At 54.2% G+C, this 12,286-nt stretch carries 10 protein-coding genes; 3 read left to right on the forward strand and 7 right to left on the reverse strand.

Translation table 11 applies throughout. From position 1 onward, the window contains the following. The first annotated feature begins 26 nt into the window (after positions 1–26). From PGR79_RS06285 to PGR79_RS06295, 3 genes are all read left to right on the forward strand, one after another. Positions 27–1,163 carry a histidine decarboxylase gene (locus tag PGR79_RS06285; RefSeq protein WP_015369839.1) on the forward strand — a complete coding sequence of 379 codons (1,137 nt, stop codon included), beginning with the start codon at positions 27–29 and terminating at the stop codon, positions 1,161–1,163. A 116-nt stretch (positions 1,164–1,279) separates the two neighbouring features. Beyond that, on the forward strand, positions 1,280–2,548 hold the full coding sequence (gene hisS, locus PGR79_RS06290) for a histidine--tRNA ligase (protein ID WP_395226602.1): 1,269 nt from the start codon (positions 1,280–1,282) through the stop codon (positions 2,546–2,548). Then, positions 2,457–4,484, forward strand: coding sequence for an ATP phosphoribosyltransferase regulatory subunit (locus PGR79_RS06295; protein ID WP_430921274.1), 2,028 nt, complete (start codon positions 2,457–2,459; stop codon positions 4,482–4,484). The genes hisS and PGR79_RS06295 overlap by 92 nt, the downstream gene beginning before the upstream one ends. A gap of 32 nt (positions 4,485–4,516) precedes the next feature. On the opposite strand, the gene PGR79_RS06300 is transcribed toward PGR79_RS06295, so the two are convergent. The 7 genes from PGR79_RS06300 to PGR79_RS06330 are packed head-to-tail and all read right to left on the reverse strand — an operon-like array spanning position 4,517 to position 12,276. After that, positions 4,517–6,184 (reverse strand): PglL family O-oligosaccharyltransferase, encoded by a 1,668-nt coding sequence (locus PGR79_RS06300; RefSeq protein WP_113373001.1) that lies wholly within the window; start codon positions 6,182–6,184, stop codon positions 4,517–4,519. Between the two features lies 1 nt (position 6,185). Then, positions 6,186–6,725, reverse strand: coding sequence for a fimbrial protein (locus PGR79_RS06305; RefSeq protein ID WP_087859738.1), 540 nt, complete (start codon positions 6,723–6,725; stop codon positions 6,186–6,188). A gap of 9 nt (positions 6,726–6,734) precedes the next feature. Further along, entirely contained in the window at positions 6,735–7,799 is a 1,065-nt protein-coding gene (locus tag PGR79_RS06310; protein WP_087859739.1) for a fimbrial protein, read from the reverse strand. Further along, entirely contained in the window at positions 7,796–8,401 is a 606-nt protein-coding gene (locus tag PGR79_RS06315) for a fimbrial protein (RefSeq protein WP_113373002.1), read from the reverse strand. The genes PGR79_RS06310 and PGR79_RS06315 overlap by 4 nt, the downstream gene beginning before the upstream one ends. 11 nt (positions 8,402–8,412) lie before the next feature. After that, on the reverse strand, positions 8,413–9,189 hold the full coding sequence (locus PGR79_RS06320; RefSeq protein WP_113373003.1) for a fimbria/pilus periplasmic chaperone: 777 nt from the start codon (positions 9,187–9,189) through the stop codon (positions 8,413–8,415). A gap of 26 nt (positions 9,190–9,215) precedes the next feature. Next, a complete protein-coding gene (locus PGR79_RS06325; protein ID WP_430921277.1) occupies positions 9,216–11,687 on the reverse strand; it encodes a fimbria/pilus outer membrane usher protein in 2,472 nt (823 codons plus the stop codon). 40 nt (positions 11,688–11,727) lie between these two features. Beyond that, complete coding sequence (locus tag PGR79_RS06330) at positions 11,728–12,276, reverse strand: fimbrial protein (protein ID WP_087859742.1); 549 nt, start codon at positions 12,274–12,276, stop codon at positions 11,728–11,730. Positions 12,277–12,286 lie beyond the last annotated feature (10 nt).

Consider the following 12,286-nt stretch of genomic DNA (forward strand, 5'->3'; position numbering starts at 1 on the left):
TCACCAACATAAATATGGAGATTCATATGTCTTTATCTATTGCCGATCAAAATAAACTCGATGCATTTTGGTCATACTGTGTAAAAAATCGCTACTTTAATATTGGCTACCCTGAATCTGCTGATTTTGATTACACCATGCTGGAGCGTTTTCTGCGTTTCTCAATTAATAACTGTGGTGACTGGGGAGAGTACTGTAACTATTTACTCAACTCTTTCGACTTTGAAAAAGAAGTCATGGAGTATTTCTCCGGCATATTCAAAATCCCCTTTGCGGAAAGCTGGGGCTATGTCACCAACGGCGGCACAGAAAGTAATATGTTTGGTTGCTATCTGGGAAGAGAGCTGTTCCCGGAAGGCACGCTCTACTATTCAAAAGATACTCACTATTCCGTCGCTAAAATCGTCAAACTGCTGCGTATCAAATCGCAACTGGTGGAATCTCAACCAGACGGAGAAATGGATTATGACGATTTAATCAATAAAATCAGGACCTCAGGCGAACGCCATCCTATCATTTTCGCCAATATTGGCACAACGGTACGCGGCGCTGTTGATAATATCGCTGAGATACAGAAGCGTATCGCTGCGCTGGGGATCCCACGTGAAGATTATTATCTGCATGCGGATGCCGCGCTAAGCGGCATGATCTTGCCTTTCGTGGAGGACCCACAACCCTTTACCTTCGCGGATGGTATCGATTCGATTGGCGTTTCCGGACACAAAATGATCGGCTCCCCGATTCCATGCGGCATTGTGGTAGCCAAGAAAGCCAACGTCGACCGTATCAGCGTAGAGATCGACTACATCTCCGCCCACGATAAAACGATTTCAGGGTCACGCAACGGTCACACCCCTTTGATGATGTGGGCCGCCGTTCGCAGCCATACCGATGCCGAATGGCATCGCCGCATTGGTCACAGCCTCAACATGGCGAAATACGCCGTGGATCGCTTTAAAGCAGCAGGTATTGACGCGCTGTGCCACAAAAACTCCATCACGGTGGTCTTTCCGAAGCCTTCTGAATGGGTATGGAAGAAACACTGCCTGGCAACGTCCGGCAACGTGGCCCATCTGATCACCACCGCTCACCACCTGGACAGTTCCCGGATTGATGCGCTGATCGATGACGTGATTGCCGACCTGGCGCAACGGGCGGCATAAGAGTGAGCAGCGGCAAACTGCCGCTGCCCGCTGGACAATCTGGTGGGTTGCAGCGCCAACCGGAACCCGCCAGACCTGCACAGTATATGGGAATTTCGCATCAGGAGTCATAAACGATGAGTGCAAAGTTAAAAGCCATACGTGGTATGCGCGACGTACTGCCCGCCGAAACGCCAATCTGGCAATGGCTTGAAAATAAATTCCGTCGTCTGACCTACCGTTATGGCTACCAGGAGATCCGCTTACCCCTGCTGGAACCGGTCGCCTTATTCGAACGTGCTGTTGGCGAAGCCACAGATATCGTTGCCAAAGAAATGTACAATTTTACGGATAAAAGCGGCGAACAGATTACGTTGCGTCCCGAGGGGACCAGCGGCTGCATGCGTGCGGTGCTGGAAAATAATCTGTGTTACAACAAAACCCAGCGCCTGTGGTATCAGGGCCCGATGTTTCGCTATGAACGCCCGCAGAAGGGACGACTGCGTCAGTTCACGCAGTTCGGCGCTGAAGCCTTCGGCATGGCCGGGCCAGACGTCGATGCTGAAATGATTTTTATGGTCCGGGATTTGTTCCAGGAGCTGGGCCTGACCCCGCATGTCAGGCTGGAAATTAACTCCCTGGGCACGCCGGATGAACGGCGGGCGCATAAAGCCGCCCTTGTTGACTGGTTTAATGCTCATCGTGAGCAATTGGATGAAGATAGCCTCAAACGACTGGAAACCAATCCATTACGTATTCTCGACAGCAAAAATCCGACCATGCAGCCCATGCTGGAACAGGCGCCACGATTGCTGGATTACCTGTTCGAAGACTCCCGTCGCCATTTTTCGCTACTCTGCGAACTGCTCGATAAAGCCGACATCCCCTATATCATTAATCCGCGTCTGGTGCGCGGGCTGGATTACTACACCCGCACCGTGTTTGAGTGGGTGACTGATGAACTGGGTTCGCAGGGTACCGTCTGCGGCGGTGGCCGCTACGACGGCCTGGCGGAGTTATTCAATCCGAAGGCGTTGCCAGCCTGCGGTTTTGCCATCGGTATCGAACGCCTGCTGCTACTGATTCAGACCGTCAGCCAGAAAGATAATCCGTTGTGGCATTTTCACCCAGACGTGGTCATTACCAGTGAATGTCAGGATGATGGCCTGCGGGCCCAGATGCTGGCGGAGCTTCTGCGCCAGCGTATTGAGAAGTTAAGCGTGATGGTGGATTGCAGCGGCAACAAACTTAAACGCCAGCATCAAACCGCCCTACAAAGCCAGTGTCGCGCGATAATCACGCTGAATACCGACAATGAGATACGGCTATGGGACCTCGCCAGCTCCCGTCAAATGTCGCTCGAAGAGAAAGCGCTCATTGACTGGCTGCAACAGCACTGTCAGTAAACACGTCCAGATTGGGTACCGTGCGGCAGGACGGTACTCGTCGCGGCGCTTATCCCGCCTTCAGCATTTCACCCTGACACACAGCGAGATCCTTAAGCAGAGAACCGTGGACATGCCGAGAAAAAACAGATTATTTATTCCGGGGATGCCGCATCTGGCGCAGCTTCGCGGGCATAATAGCGAGGAGTTATTCCGCCACGAGGAGGATTACTCAACCTTCGAACGGTGTATGCAAGACGCGGCGCAACGTTACGCCGTGTCTATTCACAGTTGGTCACTTGCCGTTCCACGTATCCTGCTGCTGGTCAGCGCTCCGGATAAACAGGCGCTGAGCCGTTTTATTCAGCATATCGGACGCAGCTATGTGCCTTATTATAATCGTCGTTACCAACGGCATGGCGCGTTGTGGGACAGCCGCTACCTATGCAGCCCGCTGGAACCTGAAACCTATTTCCTGGCCGTAAAACGCTTTATTGAATGTGACGAAGACGGGAGCCCGGGGTGCCATAGTCACGGTAATCTGCCTTCAGGTTTGATAGTTCCTCATCCTGCCTGGCTCAAGCTCGGTGAGAATGAGCAACAGCGACAGGCCCACTTCCAGGAGTTCTGCCGGCAACCGGTAAATCGGGCGCTGGTGACCAGAATCCGCCATGCACTGGCGCAAAATTGCCTGCTCGCCTCGCAAGCGTTGAGCCAGCAACTTGAAGCCCAGATGGAAAGGCCGCTGCGGGCAAGACATTGCGGCCGCCCGCGTAAATATGAATCCTCCCCGTCAGAACAGTGGACCTGGCTGGAACTTCAGGCTGAACAGTTTCTGCGCCAGCATGGCTATCAACAAATCAGGTTACCCTTACTTGAACATACATCGCTATTCGCCCCAGGCGGCCCGGTGATGGCCGACAAGGGAAAATTACGTGGCGATGGAACAACCGGATGTCTACGCCTGATGGCCGATAACCCTCATACCGCAGTAATGAGCCGGATTTGGTATTCAGGCGCCATGTTCCGTCAACGCTCCCTGGATGGAGATATCCGGCAAAATCATCAAATTGGCGTCGAAGCATTCGGCATGCCGGGCGTTGATATCGAACTCGAGCATCTGGTCATGCAGGCGGTTTTCTTCAGGCGTATTGGCCTCGGTGAAATGGCGGAACTGCATATTAATATGCTGGGTGACGAGCCCTCGCTGGCGGCTTTCCGCCGGGCGTTACGCGATTATTATCAGCCCATCGCGCATTTGCTGAACCCGGAGCAGCAGCACTGGCTGGAGAAACATCCGGAGTGGTTGATCCATCATGAGGATATCCTTCTTCAGCGTCTTGCTCCTGCGGCGCCCTGCCTGGCGGATTTTATTACCGTTGACTCCCGTCATCGGTTCCAGCGCCTTCAGCACGCCCTGACCCAAGCCGGTATTGCCTGGCAATACGATCCTGCGCTGTTTCCCGCCAATGACTATTGTCAGTTGGTCTTTGAATGGCGCAGCATTGCCATGGAGCGCGAGTTAATCATCAGCCGTGGCGGCCGATACGACGCCTGCGCCAGCCGTATTGCTGAAAAACCGGTTTCCGCCTGCGGTTTTGCATTCATGATGGAGCCGATTGTCACTCTGCTCGGTTATCGTCCCCAACCCGCCAGAGCGCATCCACCGACCGACATTGTGATTATTGCAGGCCAGCCTCGTGTGGCTGCTAAGGCAATGCTGCTCGGGCGTAGCCTGCGTCAGCAATTTCCCTATTTAAGCATCATCAACGACTGCTCTCCCCAACGAATCAGCACCCGCTATAAAAATTCCAGGCGCCTGGGGGCGAGATTTATTCTTGAAATCGAAGGCGACGGAGAAACGGTTATCCTCTCTGATTCACGGGACCATCGTATTAAGATTTGCACGCTTGATAACATCACCGATCGGCTCGCGCAGGTCGTTCTGGCTCAGTAATGGGCGTGGGCCGATAAGAGGATTTGCTTATCTCACTCCATTATTTGATTAAAAGGACGTCGCGCATTCTGCAGCCATGGAATACGCCTATCATTCGGGTATAACAGACAAAAGCGCGTCGCCAGACGATGCGCCTCAGCCAGATCTCGCTGCTGTAAGGCCAGCAAGATCTGCGTGAAGGAGACATTCGGGTCCGGTTGAACACGCACATAGTCAGGCGCCCAGCGGCGAACGGCTGCCAGCCAACGCTCATCGCGGGTATGTTGGTATCGTTGTAGATACCCCATCTGGACATCAAACCGGTAGCGGGTGGCAAGCAACCAGCCTCCTACAGGAAGAGATTCGGCCAGACGCCACTGTGTTGATTGTCGCTCCGCCAGCGTCAGTTGCTGCTGCGTATGCAGCGTGAGAAACAGCAATGGTGTGATGACAACAACCGCGATCAATGCCACAGCACGCAACAGCGTCGCCAGGGTGAACGGCAGCCGTGCCCCCTTTCGCCTACAGTCTGCGCAACGAAGCAACAAAATCAGCAGTAGCCAGTGTGGCGTTGACTGCCTGACGGGGTATTCCGTCAACATATGGATAACGACGGGTAGCGCCGCCACCAGACAGGCGCGATGCCAGCGATTGCCGTATAGCCAGAGCCATAAACCACTCGCCATAAAACAAAGCGCCCCCAGCAATCCAATCAGCCCTCCCTCCACCAGCCACAGCGCCAGTTCGTTATGCGGATGCGAGATGCTACTCAGCCCCAACGGACCCGCGCGTTCAAGAAACACGGCGGCGAAACTGCCCACGCCCCATCCTGCCCACGGACGTTCGGCAAATAATGCCAGCGATGCTTTCAACACCGTCCAGCGCACCTGGGAGGTCGTCAGGTGATTAACCGTCACCACCGACAAGAAATGGCGGGCAAGCGCGCCCGCAATCATGCCTATCGCCAGCGGCAGCAGAAGTAACAGCAGCGTACGGCGCTGCGCAGGAAAAACCGCCAGCAGCAAGGCCTCGCCTACCGCCACAGACAGGTAACCGGTTTGCGACTGAGACTCATGCAGTACAAATCCCATTAGCACCAGAGCAATCGCGATGATAATTCGATATCCGCCACGTAGCCGTAAAAAGAGCAATGCTGACAGCAGCACGCCACACGCCGTGAAGCTGGCCATCAGATTAACCTGCTGAAAAATACCGTAGGGGCGCGTACCGCGCCGCCAGGCAAACTCCCAGTAATTCACCCCCGGCCAATGCCAGTATTGATAGGTAAACGCCAGACATTCGAGGACACACGCGCCCCAGAGCAGAGCCAGCAGTACTGTCAGCGTGTTTGTCGTAAGCGGAATTTGCAACGTCGCCAAATAAACAAGCACGCCTCCCAGCAACGCCCCCGCGACCAGTAGCGCCTCGGACTGCCAAACCTCAGGCGTCAACAGACAAAGCAGCGTTAGAATGAGCGCACCCATCGTAAACCCCGCTGCGGGTATAGTTATCCGCCAGCGTTGACGAGGTACCAGCATCGATGCGCTAGCTGCCAGCACAACGGCATAAATCCAGGCCGTAATATTTAGCGGCAACGACAAACCGCTACCGCCGTTATTCGGCCAGTAGAGATGCATTGCCCCGCCCCAGAACAGCAGACTGACAACGAGCAATACTTTCTGCGCCGGCAGCGGCGCAATACGATGCAATGCGTTCATCATGCTACTGGTAGTTCAGCGTCCAGGTCCCGCTGGCGCTGAAGGGGCCGTATTCGAGAGTCTGATTTTTTATCGCCGACGGTTCCGCCGCGACCCATGCCAAAAAGTTCAGCGTCATCGAGCCTTCAGTAATCTCTTTGACTGACGTGCTTTCATCAAGGCGGATTGCCGTACCATCCTCTTCGCTCATTCCAATGCCGATTCCGGAGGCGCCTTGTTCACTGCTATCCAGCGCCAGATGATCCGCCAACTCCGCATCCTCACGCCCGCTGAAAGTGACCGAGATCCCGCGAAAAACCTCAGGGTTGCAGTCGCGTAACTCAATGCTGAATTTTTTCGGCTTACTGCGCCCCGAGAGATAGAGATCCTGCGTCGCGATTTGCCCGAAATCGACCTCGATTTTGTCGCCTCCTGGCACAAGGCTGCAGGCCAACGCTCGAATGGTGCCGTGAAAATACATATCGCCGCCGACCAGCTTAGTGTCGGCCTGCGCCAAGCCGCCAAGCAGTAGCGCGCTGGTCGCGATTAACGCCGTAAATCTCATGGCATCCCCCTACTGAAACTGCGCGACAACGGTGGCAGAAGCTTCAAACTCACCTTCTTTAACGCTTCCCACGCCCGGTTTTGCCACCGGCGCGGCGGTAAGATTCCAGTCGCCCTGATTCTGGTAAAAACCCTTCACGTTGTAGAATTGATTGGGCACGACCGTGCCGCCGCTCGCGTCTTTAATCACGATGCCAAGGTCGTCGCGTTTTTGGCCACCGCTCAGCGTGCCGAGGAGATGATCGTTAAACCCCGCCGTGCCTGACGCCGTGGTAGTTTGTACGCCAAGATTAATGTTCAACGCGCCCTGATCGAAGCTCCCCCCCTCGCAGACCACATGAATGGGGATCGACTTGCTGTAGTTGGTGCCGTTGAGCCGGGCGGCGGAGCCTGGCAGATCGCCAAATTCAATGCTGATTTTGTCTCCCCGATTAAAGATGCATTTGTCCGGTACGGTAATGAGCCCGGATTTAATGACCACACGGGAAATTGGCGTTGTCGGCGTAGGTCCCGCGTTGCCCAGACGTCCAGCAACCTCCACCAGCGACTGAGAGGTAATATTGATGCCGTTAATAATGGGTTTAGTGACAATAAACGTCACTTTCCCTTTAGAGCCACTTTCAATGTTAGTAGCTCGCTCGTAGCCTTTGCGCTTTTTGCAGTTATGGTCGTTGTAGCGATTCGAAAAGTTGGTGAACGGCGCCTGAACATAGTTGTTATACCGCCCTGCGACCCATACCTGGACTTCCACATCCAGGTACTCATTCAGACGAAAACGGTTCGCTCCCTGATTAGAAGGCGGCATGGTGGTCGTGGTTGTGTAGTAAATCGGCTGTCGCGAGATGTCGGCCTGCTCACAATGAAAATCCACGACATACCAACTGCCCAAATTCCAGGTGAACGGATCCGTTCTGCCGCCCTCGTGGTTTTTGCTGACATCCAGCGAGCTCAGTTCAATATCGTACTGATGTGGCGAACCGCCCTGTGGTTCTCCCTCTCCGAGGGTAAATGCCTGCCCGGCCAGCGGACAGCCCGCCAGGGCGACCCACAGCAGTGCTTTGTGCAATACGCTCATAGATACTCCAGCTTAAGTCTGACCAGACCGTTAAAGTCGCCAGCGGTCACCTCCTGCCCAAAAGATTCCAGCGCGGCAAGAAAGTGAATCGCGTTATCGCCCGGTTTGAGGATCCACATGCGTTGCGGTTGATTCAGATGGATCAACTGGTTGCGTTCGGTCAGTAGCCGAATGCCCGCGCCGCGCACATCGCCGCGAATCCGCCCAAGATCGCTGTTTTCCGGCGCGCTTTCGGCCATCAGAGTCATCGAAACGCCACGCTCCACCGTACTGTGCGCCAGCTCAGGGAGCTCGCTGGTCTGCCCAGGGAAGTCCTTTAACGTGTGCCCGGAGCCTTTTAAGCAGCCATTCAGGTGCAGCGTCACCAATACCGGATCGCTGCGATCGCCGCTCTGGCGAAAGCGGCTGGCGGAAATATCACCGAGATCGATGGTCTGATCGCGTGAAGCCATATCCAGCACGCACGGCGAAACGAATACCCGGCCATGAAAGCGGACGTTGCCATACTCGCCGGAAACGTTGCTCATATCATGGCGGCCGCTTGTGGCCTGAACCGAGCAGGCCATGCCTGCCATCAGCAGAGCGCAAAGCATCTTTTTCATTTACGAGTCCTTTACCGGGGCTGTTGCTCCATCGGCAATGCTTTACACACATTGCCTGTACAGCTGAATTTCAATTCAGGGTGACCGCCAAAATCGTTCACGTACATCATGCTGAACTGGCTGACGCTGGCATCCGAAACCTTGAAATCGAGGGAGGATTTCGGCGAGATCATAATCCCCGGGAAATCAGTCAGCCTGCCGCCGCCCTGGGCTTCAGGTTTGCGGCTTAAGCCGATTAAGGTGACGAAGTATGGCGTTGGGTTATCCACGGTCCAGCGCTGACCCTGTTTGTGAAAGGTCAGTTGGTTTTGCCACACGGCCCCCGGCGTTTCCGGCACGATAGCTGTCGGCCGATAGAACAATTTGATCCGCGACTGCATCGCCAACTGCAGTACGTTCGGCTTATCCGGTTTTGGCGGAATTTCACGCACGTTCAGATAGAAGAGACTCTCGCGATCCTGTGGCAACGCGTTTATTCCGCTGGTTTTCGTCACGCGGGCGATTCCCTTCTGCCCACCGTTAATCCGTTGCAGCGGCGGTAAGACCATTAATGGCGAGGTAATTTTTGTTCCGTGGGCGTCCTCTACCCACGACTGAGCCAGAAAGGGAATACTCGGGCTGGTGTTGGTTAAGTTCGCACTTACCGAGCGCGCATCACCGGTGATGATCATGCGGGTACGGTCGAGCGCAATTCCCGCCCATGAAGCATTGATCTGGGCAATAAAAAACAGGCCACAGGTCACGGGTTTAAGCCAACGGCGCGCGAAATTAAGAGATTTATTATTCATGACAAAATTCATTCAGGTTATTGATATTATTCACAAGGCAACAGCACGTTACCTTCCGGGTTGATTTGTTGCGGCATCTGTAAGTGACACTGCGCACGACCAGCCCAGGCAACGGAAAGACGCTCGGACGGATTCACCCCCGCAATCCAGGCCATGCCGTTTTCCATCACCATGGCGACGCTGACGCCGTTGGCGTTAAACACTTCGGCGCCAAACGGCGGCACCGAGCCATCCTTCAGGCGCAGCAGCGCCATCATTTTTTGCCCCTGCGCGACGGCAAAGCGCTGGTAGCCAATGGCGCCTTCCGTCAGGGTGTTAGTCACGATCGCTTTGGTCGCGGAAATGTCCTCATCCATGGCGTCCACATCGATACGGGTATCAAAGCTGTGATAGCTGACGACGTCCGGTACAACAGCAATACCGAAACGATTTGAGTGCGCCTGTTCGCCGTTAAGCGGCACATTGGCAACGCCATCGGTATCAACCATCACTCTGGCGGTATTCATTGACGCCTGGCTGTTATGTAACGCCGCGCCGTGACGCGTCGCCGTAAAGCCGCCGCGTACCGTGCCGCCAACGGAGAAATAGCGTGATTGCTGCCAGCTGACGTTGGATTCCAGTTCCGCCATCATGCTGCGGTGCTGGTAATAGCCATCAAATGCCGTATGACCTTCCCCGGAAACCCCTGCGCGCAAGCGCCACGGATTGTTGCGATCGCGGTTATCGGAATACGAAACCATTTGGCTGGTCTGGTTACCGCTGTTCTGTAATTCATAATCCATAGAGCGGCCATCGCCCCATGGCACTGAAATTGAAAGCGAGAGACTGTCGTCCCGTTTGCCCTGATACTCAGAGCGATAAGCCGCAAGGTTGGCGCTGATCCCCTGGATACCCGCGAAGGAAAAACTGTGTCCCATCGATAACCCGTAACGATCCTGGGAACCGCGATCCCAATAGTTCTGGTGGGTATAGGTGAGGTAGAGCGTGGTCGCTAAATGCGGATCGTCAGCAAAAAAGGTTTTGTTGCCGGTAACGGTGTACATCTCTTTTTCGTTGCCGGCGCTGTTGTTACTTTCATACTGCTCGTCGAGAAACTGCGAGAAGGTGCGGAAGTTACGCTGTGAAAAGCGGTATCCGGCAAAGGTAATCGCGCTGTTGTACTCATCAAAGGTTTTGGCATAGCTGAGCTTAAAGGACATGCCTTTTTGTTCAGCCTGATGCTTCACCCGACTCACGGATTGCGTCGCATCGGCCGACAGCGCTCCAAGCCAGCTTAAATCCCGTCCAATCCCCATCGACCAGGCGTTGTAGCGCTCGCCGGTGAGCAACGCGCCCCCGTACAGTGACCATGCATTGCTCACCCCCCAGGAAAAATCGCCGCTATAAAACGCAGGGCCCTGAACGTCGTGGTTATAACGCGATGGCTTGCCGACCGCGGCGTTGTAGCGAACATAGCCCGGGCGCGTCAGGTAAGGAATATCAGCCGTATTGACCTGAAAAGTTTGTACGCTGCCATCCTGCTCTTCGACCCGCACATCCAACGTACCGCGTACCGAACCGTGCAGATCCTGAATATTAAACGGCCCCGCAGGAACGGTGGTTTGATAGATAACACGGCCCTGCTGACTGACGGTGACCTTCGCATTACTGCGGGCGATGCCGTGCACTTCAGGCGCGTAGCCCTGCAAATTTGGCGGCAGCATACGCTCGTCGCTGGCGAGGTTGACCCCGGTGAAGCGCACCGAATCAAAAACCTGAGAATTCAGATAGATTTCGCCGACCGTCAGTTTTGCAGCCTGCATTGGTAACGGGCGATATGCATAGATCTGATCCCAGTCGATACGCCCATGATTATCATCTGAAGCGTAATTGGCCTGATACTGGCCCCGAAAACGCCATGCGCCGAGGTTAAAACCTGTCTGCCCATAGCCGGACAGCGAGCGATAATGATCGCCACCCTGTTCGTAATGCGTGGCCTGCCCTGAGATGCTGTAGTCAAAAATCAGCCCGGCGACGCCGTTATCCCAGCGCTCCGGCGGCGTCCAGTCTGGGTCGGTATATTTCATCCATGCCTGAGGCACGGTAATGTCCAGCACGCCTGCGCTATTATTCAGCGCCACACCCGGCAGGCGGGAAATGTCATAGCAGGTTGCGCTAATGGGATGAATATGGGTCAACGCCTCTTCTTTTAGCGCCAGTAACTCGAGTTGTTGCGCCGTCAGACACGCCATAGATTTATGTGAGTTGGCAGGATCGGCGATATAACGGATTGACTGTTGAGGAATCTCCTGGCTGTTTATACGAACATCCAGCAGATATTCTCCGGGAGCCACAAAGTTGCCTTCGGAAAAACGCTGTAAATCGACATTATGCCTGTCGCTGGCATCCAGTACGTCGGTATTAAATTCAATGGCCTCATCCGCTTCAGCCCATGAAGCGGCGCAGACCAGAGCAATAAATAGTGCCAGACGTTTTTTATCTGTTTTCAGCGTGATCATTTTCGTTCGCAACCTTCAGATACCCGAATTGCAGTGCAGCTCAGAGATAATTCACAACAAAATGCGTGACCGCAGTAAATTCGCCAGATGTCATTCTTCCGTCGCGGGAGATCAAATAAGCCGTAAACTTGAGCGTATTTTTTCCTGGGTTAAGTACATAGTCCGGTGATGGTTTGCCCAGATGAATTTGCTGTCCTTTGCTGTCGTATATTTCTATCGCTAAATTTTCAGTTTCCGATTGCACGCTCAGATAATCTGGATTGTCGCTATCGGGGGCGCCGGAAAAAGTAATATTGGCGCGTTGGAACAAATTACCGGGGTATTGAGAATCCCCTAGCGAGCATCCCAGCAAATGAATGCTGAAATCATGCGCAGATACTTTTTCAGGTGTTCCGGAAATATCTCTGGCTGAGAGGTCATCAAATTCAACCAGTAGCGACCGGTCGCGCGGATCGACATAACAAGCAGCCTCAATAATATTTCCCCGCATACGCATTTTTCCGGGCGTACTGACAAGACGTTGAGTGTCAGCCGAAACCCATGCAGGCGATATGAAGATAAAAAGCAGTAAAATACGCCATCCAGGCATAACCGCATTT

The sequence above is a fragment of the Klebsiella sp. 141161 genome (assembly GCF_050600815.1).
In the GTDB taxonomy this organism is placed as follows: Bacteria; Pseudomonadota; Gammaproteobacteria; order Enterobacterales; family Enterobacteriaceae; genus Klebsiella; species Klebsiella aerogenes.

Coding starts and splice junctions, on each gene's coding strand:
- PGR79_RS06295 (WP_430921274.1), top strand. CDS start 2,457: ATGAGATACGGCTATGGGACCTCGCCAGCTCCCGTCAAATGTCGCTCG.
- PGR79_RS06300 (WP_113373001.1), bottom strand. CDS start 6,184: ATGATGAACGCATTGCATCGTATTGCGCCGCTGCCGGCGCAGAAAGTA.
- PGR79_RS06285 (WP_015369839.1), top strand. CDS start 27: ATGTCTTTATCTATTGCCGATCAAAATAAACTCGATGCATTTTGGTCA.
- PGR79_RS06325 (WP_430921277.1), bottom strand. CDS start 11,687: ATGATCACGCTGAAAACAGATAAAAAACGTCTGGCACTATTTATTGCT.
- PGR79_RS06305 (WP_087859738.1), bottom strand. CDS start 6,725: ATGAGATTTACGGCGTTAATCGCGACCAGCGCGCTACTGCTTGGCGGC.
- hisS (WP_395226602.1), top strand. CDS start 1,280: ATGAGTGCAAAGTTAAAAGCCATACGTGGTATGCGCGACGTACTGCCC.
- PGR79_RS06310 (WP_087859739.1), bottom strand. CDS start 7,799: ATGAGCGTATTGCACAAAGCACTGCTGTGGGTCGCCCTGGCGGGCTGT.
- PGR79_RS06315 (WP_113373002.1), bottom strand. CDS start 8,401: ATGAAAAAGATGCTTTGCGCTCTGCTGATGGCAGGCATGGCCTGCTCG.
- PGR79_RS06330 (WP_087859742.1), bottom strand. CDS start 12,276: ATGCCTGGATGGCGTATTTTACTGCTTTTTATCTTCATATCGCCTGCA.
- PGR79_RS06320 (WP_113373003.1), bottom strand. CDS start 9,189: ATGAATAATAAATCTCTTAATTTCGCGCGCCGTTGGCTTAAACCCGTG.